The 21,464-nt window shown below is 71.0% G+C and carries 21 protein-coding genes, 2 tRNA genes and 1 pseudogene; 10 read left to right on the forward strand and 14 right to left on the reverse strand.

Features of this window, described 5'->3' with window-relative positions; all coding sequences use genetic code 11:
* Positions 1–87 precede the first annotated feature (87 nt).
* Positions 88–450 (reverse strand): hypothetical protein, encoded by a 363-nt coding sequence (locus ACOQFB_RS21315; protein ID WP_082100114.1) that lies wholly within the window; start codon positions 448–450, stop codon positions 88–90.
* Positions 451–755: 305 nt separating this feature from the next.
* Here ACOQFB_RS21315 and ACOQFB_RS21320 point away from each other — a divergent pair, with 305 nt between their 5' ends.
* Complete coding sequence (locus ACOQFB_RS21320; RefSeq protein WP_059436055.1) at positions 756–1,253, forward strand: hypothetical protein; 498 nt, start codon at positions 756–758, stop codon at positions 1,251–1,253.
* Positions 1,254–1,515: 262 nt separating this feature from the next.
* Here ACOQFB_RS21320 and ACOQFB_RS21325 read toward each other — a convergent pair whose 3' ends face one another.
* The 3 genes from ACOQFB_RS21325 to ACOQFB_RS21335 form a co-directional block, all read right to left on the reverse strand.
* Entirely contained in the window at positions 1,516–1,746 is a 231-nt protein-coding gene (locus ACOQFB_RS21325; RefSeq protein WP_059436056.1) for a hypothetical protein, read from the reverse strand.
* Between the two features lie 99 nt (positions 1,747–1,845).
* Positions 1,846–2,064 carry a hypothetical protein gene (locus ACOQFB_RS21330; RefSeq protein WP_059436057.1) on the reverse strand — a complete coding sequence of 73 codons (219 nt, stop codon included), beginning with the start codon at positions 2,062–2,064 and terminating at the stop codon, positions 1,846–1,848.
* Between the two features lie 5 nt (positions 2,065–2,069).
* Entirely contained in the window at positions 2,070–2,387 is a 318-nt protein-coding gene (locus ACOQFB_RS21335; protein WP_202813215.1) for a hypothetical protein, read from the reverse strand.
* 138 nt (positions 2,388–2,525) lie between these two features.
* Here ACOQFB_RS21335 and ACOQFB_RS21340 point away from each other — a divergent pair, with 138 nt between their 5' ends.
* The 5 genes from ACOQFB_RS21340 (at position 2,526) to ACOQFB_RS21360 (ending at position 7,118) form a co-directional block, all read left to right on the forward strand.
* The gene (locus ACOQFB_RS21340; RefSeq protein WP_421609465.1) at positions 2,526–2,966 is read left to right on the forward strand and encodes a DUF6932 family protein; all 441 of its coding nucleotides are present in this window, start codon (positions 2,526–2,528) and stop codon (positions 2,964–2,966) included.
* Positions 2,963–4,387 (forward strand): helix-turn-helix transcriptional regulator, encoded by a 1,425-nt coding sequence (locus ACOQFB_RS21345; RefSeq protein ID WP_059436059.1) that lies wholly within the window; start codon positions 2,963–2,965, stop codon positions 4,385–4,387. Before ACOQFB_RS21340 ends, ACOQFB_RS21345 begins: the two co-directional genes overlap by 4 nt.
* A 210-nt stretch (positions 4,388–4,597) precedes the next feature.
* Positions 4,598–4,993 carry a DUF4186 family protein gene (locus ACOQFB_RS21350; RefSeq protein WP_421609466.1) on the forward strand — a complete coding sequence of 132 codons (396 nt, stop codon included), beginning with the start codon at positions 4,598–4,600 and terminating at the stop codon, positions 4,991–4,993.
* A 62-nt stretch (positions 4,994–5,055) separates the two neighbouring features.
* Positions 5,056–6,006, forward strand: coding sequence for a hypothetical protein (locus ACOQFB_RS21355; RefSeq protein ID WP_494492361.1), 951 nt, complete (start codon positions 5,056–5,058; stop codon positions 6,004–6,006).
* Positions 6,007–6,563: 557 nt separating this feature from the next.
* Positions 6,564–7,118 carry an AAA family ATPase gene (locus tag ACOQFB_RS21360; RefSeq protein WP_160308997.1) on the forward strand — a complete coding sequence of 185 codons (555 nt, stop codon included), beginning with the start codon at positions 6,564–6,566 and terminating at the stop codon, positions 7,116–7,118.
* Between the two features lie 397 nt (positions 7,119–7,515).
* Here the strand turns inward: ACOQFB_RS21360 and ACOQFB_RS21365 are convergent.
* The 6 genes from ACOQFB_RS21365 to ACOQFB_RS21390 all read right to left on the reverse strand — a co-directional run bounded on the left by ACOQFB_RS21365 (position 7,516) and on the right by ACOQFB_RS21390 (position 13,481).
* Positions 7,516–7,588 (reverse strand) — tRNA-Phe (locus ACOQFB_RS21365).
* A 139-nt stretch (positions 7,589–7,727) separates the two neighbouring features.
* Positions 7,728–8,147: a hypothetical protein gene (locus tag ACOQFB_RS21370; protein WP_421609467.1), complete on the reverse strand. Its 420-nt coding sequence runs from the start codon at positions 8,145–8,147 to the stop codon at positions 7,728–7,730.
* Between the two features lie 188 nt (positions 8,148–8,335).
* A complete protein-coding gene (locus tag ACOQFB_RS21375; protein WP_421609468.1) occupies positions 8,336–9,070 on the reverse strand; it encodes an MXAN_5187 C-terminal domain-containing protein in 735 nt (244 codons plus the stop codon).
* A 32-nt stretch (positions 9,071–9,102) separates the two neighbouring features.
* Positions 9,103–10,008, reverse strand: a complete 906-nt coding sequence (lgt, locus tag ACOQFB_RS21380) for a prolipoprotein diacylglyceryl transferase (protein ID WP_421609469.1) — start codon at positions 10,006–10,008, stop codon at positions 9,103–9,105.
* A gap of 12 nt (positions 10,009–10,020) precedes the next feature.
* Positions 10,021–10,641 (reverse strand): signal peptidase II, encoded by a 621-nt coding sequence (lspA, locus tag ACOQFB_RS21385; protein ID WP_421609470.1) that lies wholly within the window; start codon positions 10,639–10,641, stop codon positions 10,021–10,023.
* Complete coding sequence (locus ACOQFB_RS21390; RefSeq protein ID WP_421609471.1) at positions 10,641–13,481, reverse strand: isoleucine--tRNA ligase; 2,841 nt, start codon at positions 13,479–13,481, stop codon at positions 10,641–10,643. The genes lspA and ACOQFB_RS21390 overlap by 1 nt, the downstream gene beginning before the upstream one ends.
* Before the next feature lie 122 nt (positions 13,482–13,603).
* Between ACOQFB_RS21390 and ACOQFB_RS21395 the strand changes: the two are divergent.
* The 4 genes and pseudogenes from ACOQFB_RS21395 (at position 13,604) to ACOQFB_RS21410 (ending at position 18,895) form a co-directional block, all read left to right on the forward strand.
* A pseudogene (locus tag ACOQFB_RS21395) lies at positions 13,604–14,588 on the forward strand (RimK family alpha-L-glutamate ligase).
* 188 nt (positions 14,589–14,776) lie between these two features.
* Positions 14,777–15,376 (forward strand): DsbA family protein, encoded by a 600-nt coding sequence (locus ACOQFB_RS21400; protein WP_494492362.1) that lies wholly within the window; start codon positions 14,777–14,779, stop codon positions 15,374–15,376.
* 203 nt (positions 15,377–15,579) lie between these two features.
* Complete coding sequence (locus tag ACOQFB_RS21405; RefSeq protein ID WP_421609474.1) at positions 15,580–16,641, forward strand: hypothetical protein; 1,062 nt, start codon at positions 15,580–15,582, stop codon at positions 16,639–16,641.
* A 118-nt stretch (positions 16,642–16,759) separates the two neighbouring features.
* Positions 16,760–18,895, forward strand: coding sequence for a (Fe-S)-binding protein (locus ACOQFB_RS21410; protein WP_421609475.1), 2,136 nt, complete (start codon positions 16,760–16,762; stop codon positions 18,893–18,895).
* Here the strand turns inward: ACOQFB_RS21410 and ACOQFB_RS21415 are convergent.
* The 4 genes from ACOQFB_RS21415 to ACOQFB_RS21430 form a co-directional block, all read right to left on the reverse strand.
* Positions 18,892–19,695 carry a hypothetical protein gene (locus tag ACOQFB_RS21415; protein ID WP_059436246.1) on the reverse strand — a complete coding sequence of 268 codons (804 nt, stop codon included), beginning with the start codon at positions 19,693–19,695 and terminating at the stop codon, positions 18,892–18,894. The genes ACOQFB_RS21410 and ACOQFB_RS21415 overlap by 4 nt on opposite strands.
* Positions 19,692–20,213, reverse strand: a complete 522-nt coding sequence (locus tag ACOQFB_RS21420) for an archaemetzincin (protein ID WP_011419067.1) — start codon at positions 20,211–20,213, stop codon at positions 19,692–19,694. The genes ACOQFB_RS21415 and ACOQFB_RS21420 overlap by 4 nt, the downstream gene beginning before the upstream one ends.
* A 44-nt stretch (positions 20,214–20,257) precedes the next feature.
* Positions 20,258–20,331 (reverse strand) — tRNA-Gln (locus ACOQFB_RS21425).
* 91 nt (positions 20,332–20,422) lie between these two features.
* Positions 20,423–21,418, reverse strand: a complete 996-nt coding sequence (locus ACOQFB_RS21430) for a 3-oxoacyl-ACP synthase III family protein (RefSeq protein WP_059436245.1) — start codon at positions 21,416–21,418, stop codon at positions 20,423–20,425.
* Positions 21,419–21,464: the final 46 nt, after the last annotated feature.

Here is a 21,464-nt window from a genome sequence, read left to right on the forward strand (position 1 = left end):
CGAGGCGACCCGCGCGCGGCGGCTCGACAGGTGGGAGGGCGATGGCCCGCGCGTCCCCGACGACTGCAACGCCTCGCGGCGGGGGGATCAGCGCGCGTCGGTCCAGTCGCCGGTCTCGACGCGGTACAGCGTCATCGCCTGCGGATCGACGGCCACCACGCGGAGCCGCGCGCAGAGGTGCTCCACGGTCGCCCGGTCCACGCGCCGGATCGTGACGAAGCGGACCTGCCCGTCCGGCTCCGGCGTCAGCTGCAGCTCGGCGCCACCCTCGGCGGCCTGCCAGCCGCCGAACCAGGTCGACTCGTGCTGCGTCCACGCCACGTCGCGCAGCAGGTCGTCGAGCCGCTGCTTCACCTCCGCGACCGATCCGAGCGCCGGCGGCGACGTGGCCGGCCAGGCGCGCATCGGGCCGTCGGCGGGCGCGCGGAAGACGGTGTAGTCGTAGCTCACGTTCGAGTCTCGGTGTTCGCAGCGGGCCAGGCCGGCCGGGCCCCACACCCGACATACAGCTTGGCGTCCCTTCCGCGCTGCGTGCAAGCGCGGTCCCGACGTGGAGCGCGACGCCTACACCGCCCGCACACCGAACCAAGGGCGACGAGCCCTGACGTGCCCGCGCCTCACGAAGCGTGGCGGTTCCTCCACACGCCGCGCCCCTGCTCGCCGTTTCCCCCGGGATCTCGCGGCCCGCCAGCCTGGTACGCGGCTCGCATCCTGCCGTCACGTGCCCACGGGGCGGGGGCACCAGGAGGTTCGCCATGAACTCGACGTTCGATGCGATGCCGGCTCCGCGCCCTCGCGCGCTCGTCCTCCACCCGGACGTCTCGATGCGCGCCGAGCTGGGCTGGGCGCTCGGCTCCCGGGACATGGCCTCCCTCTCCGCCGCCGACGGCGCCAGCGGCCTCGCGCTCCTGCTCGAGGAGCTCCTCGCGCTCGACGCGCTGGTGGTGAAGCTCGACCTGCCGGGCCGCGACGCCCGCGCTTTCGCCGACCTCGTCCGCCGCGCCGGCGGCGAGCAGGACCTCGCCATCGTGGTCCTCGCGAGCGAGCCCAGCCCGTCGCTCTGCGCCGAGCTCGCCGCGCTCGGCGTGGACGCGGTGGTGGACCCGCGCCTCGGGCCGGACGCGGTGGCCGACGCGGTCTTCGAGGCGGTGGAAGCACGCCGCGCGGGCGCTGCGATCGAGCTGCGCCCGCCGCGCCCGCGGTGCCGTTCGCGCGGCTCGGAGCGGCTGGACGCGTTCAGCACCGCGGCGTGATCCGGCGGCCCGTCCCCCGCGCATCGACGCCGAAGACCAGACGGCCCGCCAGACCTTGCGATCTGGCGGGCCGAGATGTTCGAGCGAGTTGGTGTGCCTGGGGCCGGAATCGAACCAGCGACACGGGGATTTTCAGGCTTGGTGCGGGAGCGCAAGGCCCCGGAATCGCTCGCAGCGGTAGCGACGAAGGCCGGCGGTGTAGCACCGGCGTAACAGCGATCCGGGTCCGTGCGGTTGGCGTTCTACGCGCCGACCACGTTGGTTAGTAGAATTCGATCTCGCCGGGGCTGATGCGGCGACGATCATATCGGCCGGTCGAATAAGACGAGTGCTCAGCCGCAAGCGCGTCGATCAGCGTGCTCGTCCCCGTGACGGCCACGCGCCATTCGGTCCGCTCGCCGCCTTGCGAAACCGTGACGGTCATGTCCTTATTGTGATGGCCCTCCTTCTGCTTGATGAGCTTGGCGAGATCCTCCGCGTGGGTCTTCAACATGGACTCTCCTCGTCCTCGGCCGGCGGGAAACGGTACGCCTGAGTAAGGCGAGGGTCAGTTCGAAGAAGACTGTCCTCACCCGTCGCAGGTTTGGTCCTGCTACTGACCTGTCTGGACCCAGCGACTCAGCCGCGCGTCGGCGACGCGCGCCACGATATCAGCGACGCGCTCCCGGTCCTCTGATGCGATGCCGACTGCCTCGACTGCATCAACGAGTCGTCCCCACATCACCGCGGAGTGCTCGGGATGACCCGCGCGCACGTAGTCGAGGGCTGCTTGCGCGAGGCTTTCGATGGCCTGCTTTCTGTCGTGCTGCATGCGTTTCACCTCCTCGTCGCGCCCGCACCTCCAGACGCTCCCCCTAAAGATTGTGATTCGTCGAGAAGCTCCCGCCCGCAGGACGACGGGTTACATCTAACTGCGTGACAACTGGGGTTTTCGCGGCGTCTCGAATCTCTCTTTGGCAGTCGTGGCCAAGCAGACGTCGCCGTGCACCCGCGACCTAAGCGCGGCCCGTCCTTCGTAACTGGGGTCCGATAGCCGCGGTCTACCGGCTCGCTCTCGATCGGCAGGACCCCGAAGACGCACTCGTGCATCCGCCGCAGCGGCACGCGGCGCGTGAATCGCTCCAGCGCCTCCATGCCGAGCGCGGCGCGGAGCGCCAGCGCCCGCTTCTCTGACAGACCATGGTGACCTGGGAAGCGAGAGAGCGGAGGCACGCCCCATCAGGGCGCCTCTGAACACTTGATCAGACGCCGACACAACGATACTGTTGTGTCGTGCCGATTCCGGAATTCGACGCGGAAGGGAAGTTGCCTCCCGGCATCCATGATGCGGGCTGGGCGGAGTTTTCCGCTCGGTACGGGCTGACGGGGCACCGGCGGAAGCTTCTTAAGGGACTTCGCGCGGCCCTCGTGTCGCTGAAGTCCGCCGGGTGCAAGACCGTCTACGTGGACGGCAGCTTCGTAACGGAAAAGCAGCACCCCAAGGACTTCGATGCCTGCTGGGAGGAGGCGGGTGTCGATCCGACGCGACTAGACCCGGTCTTGCTCGACTTCGACAACTCCCGAGCAAGGCAAAAGGCGACCTTCTACGGCGAGTTGTTCCCCGCCTCATTCCTCGCCGACATCAAGTCCCCGTTTCTAGAGTTCTTCCAAACCACCCTCGACGGTCACGCGAAAGGGATCGTGCGGCTCGACCTCACGAGGTGGCAACCATGATTCGTAACGAGCGCGAGTACAGGATCACGCAGGCCCACGCTGCCCAGTTCAGCAAGTCCTTGGCTGAAGCCGAAGCGACGACAGACGCATCGGTGCACCCGCTCATCAGGAAGGCGCAGCGCGATGCTCTGCGCAGTCAGCTTAAAGACCTGCGTCGCGACCTTGCCGAGTACGAGGCGCTTCAGGAAGGGAAGTATCCGGTTCTTGAACTCTCCTCGATGGAGGAGCTCCCCCGCGCTCTCATCAAGGCACGGATCGCTGCACACCTGACGCAGAAGGATCTCGCGGAACGCCTGAAGATTGCCGAGCAGCAGGTTCAGCGCTACGAGGCGACCGAATACGCGACTGCGAACCTTGCCAGGATCATGGAAGTCGTCCGCGCTCTCGGTGTGAAGATCCGCGAGGACGTGTTCCTGCCAAACGTTGACGTGTCCCCCAAAGCGCTTCTGAACCGCCTTATCAGCGCAGGGATGGATCGAAAGTTCGTGGTTCGCCGCCTCTTCGGCGAAGAGAACGACCCCGATTCGGCGGATACCAGCCTCGCTCTGAAGGCCGCCTCTCTCGTTCAGAAAATCTTCGGCTGGGGTGTGTCCGAACTGTTCGGAGGGACTGGACCGCTTGCGCTCCCCCGTGCTGCAGCTGTCGGCAAGTTCAAACTACCTTCGAACGCGCAGGAGAGGCGCACAGTATTCCTCGCAGCGTACGCCAAGTACCTCGCTGGCGTGGCGCTGTCTGCAACTGCGACCGCGCCGCGGCCGATCCCGCGCGATGCAGAAGAGTTTCGTCGTGCAGTGATCGAGAAAGCCGGAGACGTGACACTCCACGGCGTTCTCAGCTTCTTGTGGGACCGGGGGGTTCCGGTTGTCCCGCTCGCTGAGACAGGAGCGTTCTACGGGGCGTGCTGGCGCATCAATGGACGGAACACGATCGTCTTGAAGCAGCGAACCGCGTCCGAGGCCCGCTGGATCCACGACCTCCTGCACGAGGCGTATCATGCGGGTGAAGACTCGAAGGTGCTCGACTTCGAAACGCTCGACCAAGATCCCGAACCGGCGAAGCGGCGAGAGGACCCCGAGGAGGATGACGCAACCGCGTTCGCCGCGGACGTCCTGCTTGCCGGACGAGCTGAGGACTTGGTTGCGGAATGTGTCCGTGATGCTTCCGGGAAGATCTCGCTGATGAAGGCAGTCGTTCCACGTGTCGCGGAACGCAACGGCGTCCCTGTGGGCGCTCTGGCGAACTACCTTGCGTGGCGCCTCTCGCTTCAGGGGTTCAACTGGTGGGGTGCGGCCACAAACCTCCAGAATGCTGATGAGGATCCCTGGCGAACTACCCGGGCGTTCCTGATGTCGAAGCTGGACTGGTCCAAGATCGGCGAACGGGACAGAGAGCTATTGTCCAGGGCGCTCGAGGAGGCATGAGCGGTGACACTCCCGTCAACACTCGAACCGCTTGCGGTGTCGTGCACGTCGTCCGACTGCGAAAACGGGCTCCACTGCTTCCTTCAGAAGCGCAGAGGCGCAGATGGAAGACGCGTAGGAGGACCGTGCCGAGAATGCGGATCCGACTTGGTTAAATGGCAGCGGCTCTCCGCGCGCAACCTGCGGGACGCTGCTTACACGTTCTCCGCCTTGCGCAACGAGAAGATCCGGCACGAATTCTGGCACCGCCCTTTCGACCGGCGCGCGATCAACCACGCCCTTCGCAAGGGCCGCACAAAACTGCAAGATGCTGCGACTCATCGCATTCAAGCATCCGTGGGGGAAGCCTCCAATCCGAGGGAAGGGAGACAGACTCCGTTCACCGGCAACGTGTTGTTCTACGCGCAGCACGCCGTCGCTGCCTGTTGCCGGAAGTGCATCGAGTACTGGCACGCCATCGATGCCCAGCGGCCACTCACGGAGGAAGAGGTTCAGTACCTGGCGAAGCTCGTCATGCTGTACGTCGATGAGCGCATGCCGGACCTCCCCGCGGATCCTCAGAAGGTTCCGCCGCTCACCGACCCTCGCGGACGGAGCTCGCGATGACTGGGGTTGTAAACACCCAGCGGTACACCGCTTGGCTTCGGGAGCGGGCGATCCGCCCGGAGGTGGGACGCCTCCTCATCTCTCGGCTTGGTGGAAGCCGCCAGGCGCAGGACTTCACGAAGCCCGCGAACTGCAGCGGGCTGGGCCGGCTGCGTCACTTTCGGCGCACAGCATCAACTCAGGGCTGGCCGCCCAATCCACTGCCCATCGATCCTGCCGCCAAGTTCCTTGGGCTTCCGCCGGGAGCGGAGGTGGTCTCGCAGGTCTTCCAGAATGCTGCCTGTAACTGGCGGTGCTGGTACTGCTTCGTTCCAAACGAGTTGCTCGAAGCTCGCGAGGAATTCGCCGCCTGGATGACGGCTGACGAGCTGCTGGACCTGTACCTTGCGGAACCCGCAGCTGTTCGGCCGAGCATGATCGATCTTACCGGTGGCCAGCCGGATCTCACGCCGGAGTGGGTTCTGTGGATGATGCAGGCGATTCGCCGTCGCGGACTGGAAGGGCGCGTGTTCCTCTGGTCTGACGACAACCTGAGCACCGACCTCTTCTGGCGGGTTCTGAGCGAGGAGCAAGTGCGGGAGGTTTCCTCGTTCCGCGGCTACGGACGAGTCGCCTGCTTCAAGGGGTTCGACGAGGAGTCATTCACCTTCAACACCTCTGCCGCCTCGGAGCTGTATTCGCAGCAGTTCTCTCTATTCGACCGCATGAGACGAACCGGCGTCGATCTATACGCGTATGCAACGCTGACTGCGCCGACGATGACGAACATCGCGGAGCGCGTGCGTCAATTCGTGGATCGACTGCAGACGCTTCATCCGAACCTCCCACTCCGAACTGTCCCGCTGAACATTTACCCCTTCGGAGTCGTGAAGGAGCGCATCTCGTCAGTCCGCCGGTTCGCCGCGCTGGGGAACGTTCCGTTCGACGCGCAAACGAAAGCGGTCGCCTGTGGCAGGATGAACTCGCGAAACGCTTTTCCTCGCAACAGCGCACGGTGCCGATCACGGACGTGACGATCACGTAGTAGCTCACGTTCACGTTCTGTCAGTCTCGCGTAGTACACACAGCCGATGAGCCTCTCGGCGTGGTGGGTGTCTATCCGCGATCAGCTTGAGTCTGCGGACGGGTATCGTCACCCACCTAACCTGCGCCTCAGTGCTCATATCGGGATTTTCACCGAACCCTTTCTGACGTACGTTCTCGAGGGTAGCAAGACTATCGAGTCCCGCTTCTCCTCTCACCGCTGTCCTCCGTTTCGCGCTGTCGAGCCAGGAGACGTGCTGCTTATAAAGGCTGCCGGGGGACCGGTGGTCGCACTCGCCGAGATTCAGCGCGCGCGGTATCTGGCGCACCCGACCGCACGAGACCTACAGGAGATCGCTCAGCAGCATGGCCCCGAGTTGCGGGACGATGTGCCTGGATTTTGGAGTTCACGACGGGACGCCGCGTTCGTCTCCCTGCTGTCCCTTGGGCCCGTTCACACACTTGTCCGGCCGCTCGAGTGCCCGAAACGCGACCGCCGTGGTTGGGTCGTCTTGAGTTCTGCTTCGGCCCAGCGCACTCTATTTGGGTGACAGTCCATCTCGTCGTCGGCGTCTCTGGGGGGATCGGCAGCGGAAAATCGCTCTTCGCACGGCTTCTTGCTGAGCGCCTTGGGGCCACCTGCGTTTCATTCGGCAACTATGTTCGAGATCAGGCCGTTCTGCTGGGTCTCGGGAGCGATCGCGCGGTTCTTCAGGCACTAGGCGAGCGCCTCATAGCTGAGATGGGTTGGGACGCGTTCACCTCTTCCGTCTTGAGTAATTGGGACCGGCGCACGTGCTTGGTCGTGGACGGAATCCGCCACGTCGAGGTGGTTGCTGCGCTGCGAGTCGCGGTCGCGCCTCTTCCGTTTAAGCTTGTGTTCCTGGATGCAGACTTCGAGACACGTAAGGAGCGCCTCGCGGAGCGGAGTTCGGACGCAGAGAACCTCGACAAGTACGACGCCCACTCGACGGAGCACGCGGTCCACTCGGACCTCCCTTCGCTAGCTGGCGTTGTTCTCGATGCGCGGCTTGCGCCTGAGGATCTCGCCGCTAAGGCCGCGGCACTCCTTCTGCCGGGTTGCCGCCTCCCGGTACGCTGATCCAACATACTTCCGGCCGCGGGGGATCTCGGAATCTGCACGCGGCCGGCGCGGTGAAGATCCAGCGGCCCGAACGACCGCCGCCGCACCTGTGCGACCTGGCTCCGCGCCGCCGGCGTCTCGCCGGAGCTCATCGCGCCGGTGATGGGCCCCCCGGAGACGCGGATGGTCGAGCGGGTCTACGGCCGGCTGCCCGTCGAGGATCTCCGGCGACGCCTCGCGGAAGCGATGGGCGAAACTGCAGCGCCGGTGCAACAGCCCCTGCGGACTAGCCTGGATCCCGTGCACTCGCCGGACGCGGCGGACTCGGACGCGGCGAAGCCAGCCCCGCCCGAAGACCAGACGGCCCGCCAGACCTTGCGATCTGGCGGGCCGAGATGTTCGAGCGAAGTTGGTGTGCCTGGGGCCGGAATCGAACCAGCGACACGGGGATTTTCAGTCCCCTGCTCTACCGACTGAGCTACCCAGGCGTTTTAACTGCGCTTGCGGCCGGCGAGACGCCGGCCGCGGGCAGCCCTTTTACGATCGAACGGGGCCGGACGCAAACCGAAATCGCACGGTCGGCGGGCGGGGCGGGGGCACGGGCCGGGGAGGCCGGCGGAACGGGCGCTACGGGGTCGGCGCGGCGCGGGCGGGCGCGGGGGCGGCGCGCGGGGCGGCGGCCACGCGGGCGCGGTCGATGGAGGCGCGGCGGCCGGCGCGACGGGCGGGCTCGTCGGGCAGGACGTGGCGCGCCATCTCGATGGCGTGCTCCTCCTGCGAGGCGCAGGCGACGGCGGTCACGCTCTCGTGGCGCGCCTGCATCTCCTTCCAGAAGCGCACGCGCGCCTGGTTCACGAGGAGGCGATCCTCGAGGTGGTCGAGCGTGGCCTCCAGCGCGCGACGCTCGGCGCCGAGCCGCGCCCGGCGCGCGTCCAGGTCGGACGCGCCGCACGCGGCGCAGAGCAGGGCCACGGCGATCGACGGCAGCAGCGCTCGCAAGCTCCCCTCCTCCCACACCAGCAGACGCTCGGGGAGGACGTTGGTCACTTACCATGTGCGAGGGAACCTCCCGCCGGTGACAGGGCACCCGCACGGTGGCCGTCGCGGAGATCGGCTTCACCACAGGAGAATGTCCTTCGCGCCGCACGGCCGGGGCGCGACGCCCGCCCCGCGCCACGTCGTGGGGTTTCACGACGAGCGCCAGCGGACGCCGTGTACGGGTGTCGCGAGGCCGGTCAGACGCGGGGGATCGCCTTCAGGATCGCCTTGCCGTCCTTCACCTCGACGCGGAAGTCCACCGACCGGGCCTTGAACCGCGCCATGACCTCGGGGACCTGCTTCGCCACGCTGCGGGCGACCACGTCGTAGCTGAGGCGCGAGACGTCCTCGTTGCACTGCCGCTTCGCCGCGATGTAGGCGTCGTAGAGCGCCCGCATGCGCCCCTCGTCGGCGGCCCCGGGCTGCGCGGGGGGCGGCGCAGGGGTGCGAGCCGGCGGCGGGGGTGCGTTCACGGCGGGTGACGTCCCGCCCGCGGGCGCCGGGGTCGCGGCGGGCCCGGACCCGGGCGCGGGCGCGGCCTCGGGGTCGCGCGCGTGGCGGCGCGCCTTCAGCAGGTCGCGCCGGTACGTGCCCTCCTCGCGCTCGCGCACGCTCCGCTGCCACAGCCGCTCGTACGAGAGGTAGCGCGCGTGGAGCGACTGGATCCGGAAGCGGAGCCCGGTGTTGCGGGTGAAGGCGCCCTTCAGCCGGAGCACCTTCTTGCGCACCTCGTCGCGCCAGCGCGCGGGCTCGCGCCGCTCGGTGCCGAGGAAGTACTGCTCGTAGCGCGCCTTCAGCGCCTCGAGCTCCTCCTCGAGCTTCGCGGTCTCGTCGGTGAGCTCGTCGGTGGCGTGGCGCGCGGCGCGCGCCGCCTCCTCCGCCGACGGCGGGGGACCGGCAGGACGGCCGGGCTTCTGCGGAGGGAGCGCCACGCGCCGAGTCTATCGGCGCCGGCGCCCGGACATCAACGCCCGCCGGCGGGCGCCGCGGCCTCGCCTGCGCCGGCCGGCGCGGGACGGCGCGCGCGCGCCCACACCGCCGCACCTGCCGCGAAGATCGCGATCGAGGTCCACTGCCCCACCCCGAGGCCGAGGATGACGCCGCGCTCCACGTCGCCGCGGAACGCCTCCACGCCGGTGCGCAGCACCGCGTACAGCATCAGCCAGGCGGCGAGCACCTGGCCGTGGAACCGCTTCCGGGGCCGGACGAGGAGCACGAGCAGGAGGAACAGGCCGAGCTCGCCGAACGCCTCGTAGAGCTGGGTGGGGTGGAGCGGCAGGGTGGAGAGGCGGTCGGCCGCCAGGTACTGGCCCGGATCGGGCCGGTCGGCGAACGACTGGAACGCGAGCGACTCGGGCGGGAAGCGGGCGGCCCAGGGCAGGTGCCCGTGGGCGACGTCCCCCCAGCAGCAGCCGGCGCCGAAGCAGCCGAGCCGCCCGAAGAAGTGCCCGAGCGCCACCGAGGGGATGAGCGTGTCGGCGTGCTCGAGGAAGCCCATCCTGTGCCGGCGCAGGTACCAGGCGGCGGTGAGCGCCGCCCCGATGAACCCGCCGTAGAACACCAGGCCGCCCTGCCACACCGCGAGCACGCGCGGGATGCGGCCGAAGGGCGTCGAGACCAGGAACCGCGCGGGCGAGAAGAACTCGCCGGGGTTCACGAGCATGTAGTAGACGCGGCTGCCCACCAGGGCCGAGACCAGGATCCAGAACGCCAGGTCGGCGAGCCGCCGGGGATCCTGGCCGCGCCGCGCCGCCTCGCGCTGCGCCAGCCAGATGCCCACCATGAAGCCGATGGCGATGAGCAGGCCGTAGGTGTGGAGCGGCAGCGACGCGCCGCCGGGCAGCGGGATCCGGAAGAGGACGGGGAGCATGCGGGGCGAGGGCTACACGCGCTCGGCCGCCGCGCCGCGCCGCTCCGTCGCGCGCGCCGCCTCGCGCTTCGAGCCGGGGTGCAGCACGAGCATGGCGACGCCCACCACGATGAGCGAGTCGGCCACGTTGAAGGTGGGCCAGCGGATGTCGGGCCGGTTCCACCAGTACCACTCGATGAAGTCGATGACGTAGCGGCGGGCGAGCCGGTCCACGAAGTTGCCCACCGCGCCGGCCAGCACGAGCCCGAGCGCCACCTGCAGGTAGCGCTGGTCCTGCCGGAGCTTGCGGTAGTAGTGGAGGATGAACGCCACCGCAGCCACGGACACGAGCGTGAAGAACGCGTTCCGGAAGAACTGCGAGTGGCCGCGGAACAGGCCCCACGCCGCGCCCGGGTTCTCCACGTAGTTCATCCGCCACACCGGCCGCCACACGTAGTACGGCTCGGTGGAGAGCGGCTCGAGGTGACGGTAGGTGTAGAAGCCGCGGACCCGCGCCGCGAGCGTCTCGTCGCCGCCGCGCTCGAACACCACGGTGAGGCGCTCCACCGCCAGGTACTTCGTCCACTGGTCCGCGGCGAGGAGCGCCGTGAACAGGAGGGCGAGGAGCGCCCACTTCGAGACCGGTCGCTTCATCACAGGTTGCCCACGCACTTCCCGCACAGCGTCGGGTGGGCGGCGTCCTTGCCCACGTCCTCGGCGTAGATCCAGCACCGCTCGCACTTCACGCCCGGTGCACGCGCCACCTCGGCCGAGAGCGGGCCGTCGGCGAGCACCACCTTCGAGACGATGAACAGCGTGGGCAGCTCGGCGCGCGCCTCCTCGAGGAGCTTCCGCTGCTCGCCCTCGGCGCGGACCGTCACCATCGCCTCCAGGCCCGAGCCGATGAGCTTGGCGCGGCGCGCCTCCTCCAGCTTCGACTGCACCACCCCGCGCACCTCGAACAGCTTCCCGTAGCGCGCCTCCAGCGCGTCGGCGTCGGCGGGGCGGGCGCGCCGCGGCAGCCCGGCCAGCCACACGCTCTCGGTGGGCCGGCCCGGGAGGTAGGACCAGGCCTCGCTCGAGGTGAAGGAGAGGATGGGCGCGAGCAGCCGGATGAGGTCCTGCGCGATGGCGTGGAGCACCGTCTGCGCCGAGCGGCGCTGCCGCCCGTCGGCCTTCCAGGTGTAGAGCCGGTCCTTGATGACGTCGAAGTAGAGCGCCGACAGCTCCACCGCGCAGAACTGCATGGTGGCGTGGTAGGCGAGGTGGAACTCGTAGTCCTCGTACGCCTTCGCCACCTTCTCGTCCCAGGCGGCGAGGCGCGCCAGCGCCCAGCGGTCGATGGGCTCGAGCTCCGCCTCCGGCACCGCGTCGCGGGCCGGGTCGAAGCCGTCCAGCGCGCCGAGCGCGTAGCGGATGGTGTTGCGGATCTTGCGGTAGCCCTCGGCCAGGCCGGCCAGGATCTGGTCGCCGAGGCCGATGTCGTCGCGGTAGTCGGAGGCGCTCACCCACAGCCGCAGGATGTCCGCGCCGTACTTCTTGATGATCTCCGACGGCTCGATCCCGTTGCCGGCGCTCTTCGACATCGCCTTGCCGTGCTGGTCGAGGATGAAGCCGTGGGTCAGCACCGCGCGGTAGGGCGCCGCGCCGCGCAGGGCCATGGAGGTGAGCAGCGACGAGTGGAACCAGCCGCGGTGCTGGTCGGAGCCCTCCAGGTAGAGGTCCACCGGCAGCTCCAGCCCCTCGCGCTCGATCACCGCCGCCCAGGACACGCCCGAGTCCCACCACACGTCGAGGATGTCCTGCTCGCGGCGGAACTCGGTCTTGCCGCACCCCGGGCAGGCGGCGCCCTGGGTGAAGTCGGCGGGCGGGTGGCGGTACCACGCCTCCATGCCCTCCGCCTCGAACGCGGCGGCGACGCGCTCCATCACCGGCGGCGAGAGCAGCGCCTCGTTGCAGCCCTCGCAGTAGAACACCGGGATCGGCACGCCCCAGGTCCGCTGGCGCGAGACGCACCAGTCGGGCCGGTTCTCGATCATGTTGTGGATGCGCTCGCGGCCCCAGTGCGGGATCCAGCGCACCCGGTCGATCTCGGCGAGAGTGGCCTTGCGCAGGTCGGCGTGCTCGAGCGAGAGGAACCACTGGTCGGTGGCGCGGAACACCACCGGGTTGTGGCAGCGCCAGCAGTGCGGGTAGCTGTGCTCGAGGCTGGCCTTCGGGTCGGAGAGCAGGTGCCCGGAGGCGGCGAGGTCGGCGACGATCTCCGGGTTCGCCTCGAAGATCTTCTTGCCGGCGTACTTGCCGGCCTGCTCGGTGAAGCGCCCGGCGCCGTCCACCGGGTTCAGCACCTCGAGCCCGTAGCGCAGGCCGACGACGTAGTCCTCCTGGCCGTGCCCGGGCGCGGTGTGCACGAGGCCGGTGCCGGCCTCCAGCGTCACGTGGTCGCCGAGGATCACCTGCGACTCGCGGTCGAGGAACGGGTGGCGGTAGCGCAGCCCCTCGAGCGCGCTGCCGTCGAGGTGCGCGAGGATGCGCTCGGGGTGGGCGAGCTGCGGCGCGAGCACGGTGCCGCCGCCGCCGGTGGCCGCCTCGTGCGCGGTCGGCGTGTGCGGCGCCGGGACGTCGGAGACCGACAGCTCCCCGGGCGCCACGTCGGCGAGGAAGCGGGCGAGCAGGTCCTTCGCCACCACCACCACCTGGCCGCCGAGGTCGTAGGCGACGTAGGTGAACTCCGGGTGCGCGGCGATCGCCAGGTTGGCGGGCAGCGTCCAGGGCGTGGTGGTCCAGATGACCAGGCGCGCCGGGCGGCCGGCCAGCTTCGGATCGGGCAGCTTCGAGACGAGGTCGAACGCGACGTAGATCGACGGCGAGCGGTGCTGCTCGTACTCGACCTCGGCCTCGGCGAGCGCGGTCCGGTCGGTGATGCACCAGTAGACCGGCTTCTTGCCGCGGTAGAGGAAGCCCTTCTCGGCGGCGCGGGCGAACGTGCGGACGATCTCCGCCTCGTAGCCGCGCGACATGGTCGCGTAGGGCGTCTCCCACCGGCCGAACACGCCGAGCCGCTTGAACGACTCGCGCTGCTTCTCGATCCACTTCTGCGCGTACCTGCGGCAGGCCTCGATGATGGCCGGGCGGTCGAGCTCGCGCTTCTTCGGCCCGAGCTCCTTGTCCACCTTCAGCTCGATGGGCAGGCCGTGGCAGTCCCAGCCCGGGATGTAGTCCGCCACCTCGCCGTTCAGGTTGCGGTACTTCACCACCACGTCCTTGAGGATCTTGTTGAGGGCGTGGCCGATGTGGATGTCGCCGTTCGCGTACGGCGGGCCGTCGTGCAGGACGAACCGCTTCGCCCCGGGCCTGCCCGCGTTCTGGGCGACGAGGCGCTGGAAGATCGCCTGCTCCTCCCACTGGCGCAGGATCTCCGGCTCCCGCTGCGGGAGGTTCGCCTTCATCGGGAAGTCGGTCTTCGGGAGGTTGACGCTGTATTTGGAGTCCACGGCTCTTTCGCCTCGGAAAGACAAGGGTTCTAGCAGCCGAGGGGGGCGGGATCAACGAACGGTTTTCCGCGCGGCGCGGCGCGTTGCGGGGGCGGGGGAAGGCCGCTAACCTTCCCGCGCCCATGCCCCCAGGCAAGAAGACCGCCCGCGCGAAGCGCGCCGCCGCCCGCCCGCGCCGGGACGGCGGGGCCGGCGTCGCCATCCTGTCGCGCAACCCGAGGCTCTACTCCACCCGCCGCCTGGTCGAGGCGGCGACCGCGCTCGGCCACGCCCCGCGCGTGCTCGACACCCTGCGCTGCAACATGGTGCTGGCGCGCGACCGGCCGCGGATCTTCTACCTGGGCGAGGAGGTCCTCGCGACCGACGTCCACGTGGTCATCCCCCGGATCGGCGCGTCCATCACCGGCTACGGCGTTGCGGTGGTGAACCAGTTCGACCTCATGGGCGTCCCGGTGCTCGCCGCGGCCACGCCCATCGGCCGCTCGCGCGACAAGCTGCGCGCGCTGCAGCTCCTCTCGCGCTTCGGCATCGACATCCCGCGCACGGTGATGTGCCGCTACCGCGAGGAGGTGCCGGAGGCGGTGCAGATGGTGGGCGGGCTGCCCTGCATCATCAAGCTCATCCAGGGGAGCCAGGGCGTGGGCGTGATGATCGCCAACACCGAGGTGGAGGTGCGCGGGCTGCTCGACACGCTCTGGACGCTCGGCCAGGAGATCCTGCTGCAGGAGCTGGTGGCCGAGTCGAAGGGCCGCGACGTCCGGGCGCTGGTGGTCGGCGACCGGGTGGTCGCGGCCATGCGCCGGACCGCCCGCGCCGGCGAGTTCCGCTCCAACATCCACCGCGGCGGGGTGGCCGAGTCGCTCGAGCTCGGGCGCGAGTACGCCGAGACCGCGGTGAAGGCGGCCCGGGTGATGGGGCTCGAGGTGGCGGGCGTGGACATGCTCGAGGCCCGCACCCGGGCCGAAGATCATGGAGGTCAACAGCTCGCCCGGCTTCGAGGGGCTGGAGGCGGCCACCGGCCTCGACATCGCCAGCCTGTACGTGCGGCACGCGGTGGAGTTCGCGAGCACGCGGCAGTCGGGCTACGCGAGCGGCCACCTCGCCTGACGCTTCACGGTGCGTCGTGTGGGTGCCGCGCGCCGTCGCCGGCTCGCGTGACACGGGGGAGCAGGCAGCCGCCCGTCGCTTCTGCGCGGCGCGCGCGCCCGAGTAGAATCCGCGCCCGCCGTGTCCCCCCACTTCCGTCACGCACAGCCCGTCGCGCTGGTCCTCTACGAGGATCCGCTCTCACCGTGGTGCCTGGTGGCCGAGCGGCGCATCCTCACCGCGCTCGAGGACGTCGAGGGCGCCTTCGGCGCGCTCCAGCTCGAGCCGTACCCCACCCGCCTCGAGCCGCGCGCCATGACCAAGTCCGAGCGGCGCGCGCTGGCCCGCGCCGCGCGCAAGGCCGCGCGCGAGCCGAGGCGGCGGCGGTCACCGACGACCTCTGGCTCTCGCCGGATCCGCCGCTCACCTCCATCCCCGCGCTCACCGCGCTCGCCGCCGCGCGGCTGCAGGGCCCGAGCCGCGAGGCCGCGCTGCGCCACGCCATCCGCGAGGCGTCGCTGGTGCGCGGGCTCAACGTGGCGCGCACCGACGTGCTGCTCGAGCTGGCCGAGCGGGCCGGGCTCGACCTGCACCGCTTCGCCGGCGCGCTCGCCGCGCCCGCCACCGAGCGGCGCGTGCGCGAGGTGCACGAGAGCGCGTACGACAAGGGCATCCGCGGCGCCCCCGCGCTCGTCATCGGCGACGAGTGGCTGGTGGCCGGCCCGCGCTCGGTGGACGAGTACCGCACCGTCCTCCGGCGCTACGCCTCCGCCCGCCTCGGCCTCGCACCTCTGAAGACGTTGCATTGACCGCGGGCGCCGCTGCGCGGCGCGTCGCCGCCGCCCGGCGTGCGCCCGCTTCACGCCGTGCCGCGGGCGCGCGCGCACATCCGCCCCCACGCACGTCGTTCCGCGGGGTTCGGCGGTGGCATGGCCGCTGCTATGCTCGCGCTCGAATTTCGACGGCGCGCCGCCCGTCGATCCCGTGGAGCGCGCCGCTCCGAGGAGCCACCATGAAGCGCACCCTCGCCATCCTCGCGCCGCTCGCGATCGCCGCCTCGGGCTGCGTGGTCGCGACGCCGGTGCCGTCCGAGCCGCCGCCGGTCGCCATGCCGGCGCCGGCGCCCGCCCCGCCGCCGCTGCAGGTCTGGTACTACGGCGAGCACTTCGTCCCCGACGCGTTCGGCGGCGGCTGGTGCTACGAGCCCGGCGCGCACTGGCACGACTACTATCCCGACCAGCCGTCGGCCTATGTGCTCGACGGCGGCTACTACTTCTACCGGGGCCCGCTCGTCTTCACGTACTGGGAAGGCCACCCGGTGCCGGGCGGCGGCTGGTGCTACGTCCGCGGGCCGCACCGCCACGACTACTACCCGCCGCGCGGCAACGACTGGCAGTGGCGCCGCGGGCGAGGCTGGTACTACCGCGGCAACTGGCGGCCCGAGCGCCCGCCGCCGCCGACCTACTGGCCCTCGCGCCCGGCGCCGTATCCGTCGCGGCCCGCACCGGCCCCTGCGCCGGCGCCGTACCCGGGCCGTCCCGCGCCCGCGCCGTATCCCGGCCGGCCGTCCCCGGCACCCGCACCCGCGCCGGCCCCGTATCCGGATCGTCCGTACCCGGGCCGTCCTGCGCCTGCGCCCGCCCCCGCGCCGCTGCCGGCCCCGGCCCCCGCGCCCGCCCCGTACCCCGGCCGCCCCGTGCCCGCCCCGGCGCCGGCGCCCGCGCCGGTCCCGGACGACCGCGGCCACCGCGACGACGCCCCCGGCCACGGAAACCTGCCCCCGGGTCACGGCGGCACGCCGCCCGGGCAGGCCGCGCCCCCCGCACCCGCCTACCCGGCGCCCGGCCGCGGCAACGACCGCGGCAACGCCCAGCCCCCGGGCCACGGCGGGACGCCGCCCGGCCACGCCGCGCCCGCGCCCGCTCCGGCCCCCGCGCCCCGCGACGACGCCCGCGGCGGCGGCAACGGCAACGGCCAGGGCCGCCGGGACGACAAGGGCGACAACGGCAAGAAGGACGACCGGAAGTCGCGCCAGCAGGACGATCTGAAGGACCGCCGCTTCCAGCGGCTCTAGCCTCCCGCCTTCGCGGGCCTTCCAGGAGGGCCGCCCCTCACCCGGGCGGCCCTCTTCGTTCGTGGCACCTGACGGGTAACTTGCCCTCCCGCGCGGGACGCGGATAGCGTCCTGCGTCATGAATCCAGCCCTCACCAGCGCGATGCTCGTCGTCGCGGCCGCGGTCTTCACCTTCACGATGACCCGCCGCGTCATGCCGCTCCTCGCGCTGCGGCGCGACGTGCGCACCGACCGGCCGGGGGAGCGCATCCGGGCCCTCGTCCGCTACGGCCTCGGCCAGCGGCGGCTCGTCGATCCCGAGGAGCGCCGCCCGGGCCTGCTCCACGTCGTCATCTTCGCGGCGTTCCTCATCCTCGCGCTCCGCACCGTCACGATGTTCGGCATGGGCTTCTCGGCGGGCTTCCACCTGCCGCTGCTCGCCCCGGACTCCGGCCTCGGCCGCGCCTACGGGCTCGTGAAGGACGTGATGGTGCTGCTCGCGCTCGTCGCGGTGCTGGGCTTCCTGTGGCGGCGGCTGGTGACGCGGCCGGACCGGGTCACGCGCTCGACCGAGGGCGTGGTGATCCTGCTGTTCATCGCCGGCCTGATGGTGACCGACGTCCTCTTCGACGGCGCGCTGCACGTGCTGCGCGAGGACCCGCTCGGCCTCGGCGACGTCCTCGCCGGCGCCGGCTTCCAGCTCCCCGCGCCGCGCTTCGACGCGCTCGCGCCGGCCGGCTCGCTCGGCGCCGCGCTCTACCACGCGCTCGGCGCGGGGGCGGGGACGGTGAGCGCGGTGGGCGAGGCGTCCTTCTGGCTCCACCTCGCGCTCATCCTCGTGTTCGGCAACGTGCTGCCCTACGGCAAGCACTTCCACATCATCACCGGCCTGCCGAACGTGTTCTTCGCGCGCCTCCCGCCGGCGGGCGCGCTGCGCAAGCTCGACCTCGAGGCGGAGGACGCGAGCTACGGCACCGCCACGGTGAAGGACCTGTCGTGGAAGGAGGCCTGGGACGTCTACAGCTGCACCGAGTGCGGCCGCTGCCAGACCCACTGCCCCACCTACGTCACCGGCAAGCCCCTCAGCCACAAGGAGGTGAACCGCTCGATCCGCCACCACCTCGCCGAGGTGGCCCCGGCGCTCACCGCGCTGGCGCGCGCGCAGGATCCCGCGGTCCGCGAGGCGGCGGCCGGCGCGCTGCCGCCCATCTCCGAGGTGATCCCGCCGGAGACGTTCTGGGCCTGCACCACCTGCGGCTGGTGCGAGACCGCCTGCCCGGTGCTCATCGAGAACGTGCCGCGCCTCGTGGACATGCGGCGGCAGGCGGTGCAGGTGGACGCGGTCTTCCCCGACGAGGCCCAGCGCGTGTTCAAGGGGATCGAGACGCAGGGCAACCCCTGGGGCATCGGCTCGAACAAGCGCACCGAGTGGTGCGAGGACCTGGAGGTGCCGCGCGCCGCCGACGGCGGCGACTACGAGTGGCTCTTCTTCGTCGGCTGCGCCGGCGCGTTCGACGACCGGCAGAAGAAGGTCTCGCGCGCCATCGTGCGGATCCTGCGCGAGGCGAAGGTCTCGTTCGCGATCCTGGGCGAGGAGGAGACCTGCACCGGCGACGCGGCCCGGCGGCTCGGCAACGAGTACCTGTTCCAGATGCAGGCCACCGCGCTCACCGAGACGCTGAACGGCCACGGGGTGAAGAAGATCCTGGTGCAGTGCCCGCACTGCCTCAACACCATCGCGAACGAGCTGCCGCAGTTCGGCGGCCGCTACGAGGTGGTGCACCACGCCGACCTCATCGCGCGGCTGGTGAAGGACGGGCGGCTCGCGCCCGGCGTGGCGGAGGGGCTCGGCCAGGTCACGTTCCACGATCCGTGCTACCTGGCGCGCTGGAACGGCGTCACCGAGGCGCCGCGCGAGGCGCTCGCCGCGGCGGGCGTGCAGGTCGCGGAGATGCCGCGCAACCGCCGGCAGGGCTTCTGCTGCGGGGCCGGCGGCGGCCGCTTCTGGCTGGAGGAGAATCTCGGCGCCCGCGTGAACCAGAACCGCGTGGACGAGGCCGCCGCCACGCTCGGCAAGGCGGGCGGCGTCATCGCCACCGGCTGCCCGTTCTGCCTCACCATGATGAAGGACGGCGTGAACGAGACCGGCCGCGAGGAGACGCTGCGGGTGCTGGACGTCGCCGAGATCGTCGCGCTCGGCCTGCCGAAGCGCGCCGAGGCGGCGCCCGCGGCCACCCCGGAGCGCACGCCGGCCGCGCCGCGCGGCGAGGCCTAGCGCGGGGGCCCGGCCACCGGGACCTCCGCGGCGCAGGCGTCGAGGCGCCTCCGCACCTCGGCCTCGAGCGCCTCGAGGTCGTTGCCGGAGCGCGGGTCCGCCCCCACGCAGGTGAGGATCCGGTCGTAGGGCGAGCCGCCCGAGCGCCCGAGCGCCTCGTAGTCGATGCGCCGCGCCACCGGCTCGCCGTCGGCGCCCGGCCGGAACGCGCCGAACAGGCCGTCGGAGCCGGGCGCGAGCTCCTCCTTCAGCGCGAGCAGCTCGCGGAGCGCGGCGCGGAAGGGCCGGTGCTCGAGGTGGCGCAGCTCGACCCGCGCGCCGGCGCGGACCGCCACCCCGCCGAGCGCCGCCCGGACGAACTCCACGTCGGTGATGACGAGGCCGTACAGGTGGTAGTCGTCGCAGGCCGCCGCGGCGATGGCCGCCTCCTCCTCCGAGAGCCAGGCGTGGCTCGGGCAGAGGAACGCGTCGCAGGTGGCGACGTCGTAGACGCCGCAGTCGCGCAGGTCCACGCCGCCGTTCGCGGCCGGGTGCGCCAGGCACCCGACGCGCGACTCGGCCTCGTCGAGGAAGCCGAGCAGCGGACACACGCGCACCGACGGGAAGAGCGGGGCGGGCCCGCCGCCGGCGAGCGCGGCCGCGGCGGCGCGGAACGCGGCCGGGGTCCGCTCGACCTCCCGCAGCGCGCGGGTGCGCCGGGCGAGCTCGGCGTGGAGCGCGGGGCGGGAGAGGTCCTCGGCGTTGTACAGGCCGCAGCACGCGCCGCAGCTCATGCCGTCGCGCTGGCAGAGGCTCTTCACGGACGGGCGAGCGAGGTGCGGCAGCTCGCGCAGAGCCCCGGCCCCTTGCGGTCGCTGTCGGCGGCGTCGCGCGAGAGGAACATGGCGCAGCGGAAGTCGAGGCAGTGCGAGAGGCCGAGCAGGTGCCCGACCCCGTGCACCGCCTCCACCTGGATCCGCCGCCTCGCCAGCGCCGGGTCGGCCGCGCCGAGGCGCGACACCGAGTACACCGCCGCGCCCGCGTCGCGGTCCGCGTCGCCGAGCACGTAGGCCGCGTCGGGGAGGAACAGGTCCACGTCCACCACGCCCAGCACCGGGACGCCGCCCGCGCCGGCGCGCAGCGCGGCCAGCCGGCGGACGATGGCGGGCGCGTGGTACTGGCCGCGGTCCTTGTTGAACGCGTACTGCGGGCGGTCCAGCGACGGCCCGGCCTTGCTGGCGAGCCCGTACACGTCGCGGAGCGCCTGCGCCGCCTCGGCCAGCGTCTTCGGGCCCACGTTGCCGAGGCCGATCAACAGGACGTGCGAAGGTGCCGCCACGGGCCTCACCTCGTCGTGCGCGTTCGCCGCCCGGGAGGGAGAGCTGGCTGAGGCGGAAGGATTCGAACCTTCATGAGCGGATCCAAAGTCCGCGGTCCTGCCATTAGACGACGCCTCAGGATGCTTCACGGACACGCGCGCGCTGCTCCGGACGTTGCGCTCCCGACGCGCTGTTGAGTGGCCCTCACCCGCTGACCGCGATCAAGCCGTCACCAGCGTACCAGGGCGCTGGCCCAAGTAAAGCCGGCCCCGAAGGCGCACAGTCCCACCAGGTCTCCGCGGGAGACGCCGCGCGCCTCGACCGCCTCGGCGAGCGCGAGCGGGATCGAGGCCGCGGTGGTGTTGCCGTAGCGCTGGATGTTGTTGAACACCTGGTCGTCGCGCAGCCCGAGCGAGCGCTGCACCATCTGCGCGATGCGGAGGTTCGCCTGGTGCGGGACGAGGACCTTCAGGTCCTGCGGGCCCACGCCGTTCCTGTCGAACGCCTCCTTCAGCACCTCGGGCATGCGCACGACCGCATGCTTGAACACCTTCTGCCCCTCCATGTGCGGGAAGATGGTGGCGTCCTCGAGCATCCGCGGCTGGACGCGCGGGTGGTAGATCGAGCCGGGCGCGTCGGTGAACAGGTCGCGGGCGAAGCGCCCGTCGGCGTGCAGGTGGCAGGAGAGCACGCCGCGGTCCGGGTCGTCGGTCGCCTCGAGCAGCGCGGCGCCCGCGCCGTCGCCGAAGATGACCGCCACGTCGCGGCCGCGGGTGGTGACGTCGAGGCCGGTGGAGTGGACCTCCGAGCCGACCAGCAGGACGCGCCTGTACATCCCGGTGCGGATCCAGGCGTCCGCCACCGAGAGGCCGTAGATGAAGCCGGTGCACTGGTTGCGGATGTCGATGGCGGGAACGCCGGGGATGCCCAGCTTCGCGTTCAGGAAGCAGCCGTCGCCCGGGAACATGTGGTCGGGCGAGAGCGAGGCGTAGACGATCGCCTCGATGTCGGTCGGCTTCCACCCGGCCTTGTCGAGCGCCTTCTTCGTCGCCTCGAGCGCGAGGTCCGAGTTGCCGGTGCCCTCGCGGACCCAGCGGCGCTCCTGGATCCCGGTGCGCTCCTGGATCCACGCGTCGGTGGTCTCCATGTAGCGCGTGAGCTCCTCGTTGGTGACCACGCGGTCGGGGACGTGCGTGCCGAGTGCGACGATGGCGGCGCGGGGCATGGGCGGCTCCTTCCTTCGCTGCTGGTGAATATGGGCCGTGGGGCGC

The sequence above is a fragment of the Anaeromyxobacter sp. Red801 genome, assembly GCF_049201065.2.
Classification (GTDB): domain Bacteria; phylum Myxococcota; class Myxococcia; order Myxococcales; family Anaeromyxobacteraceae; genus Anaeromyxobacter.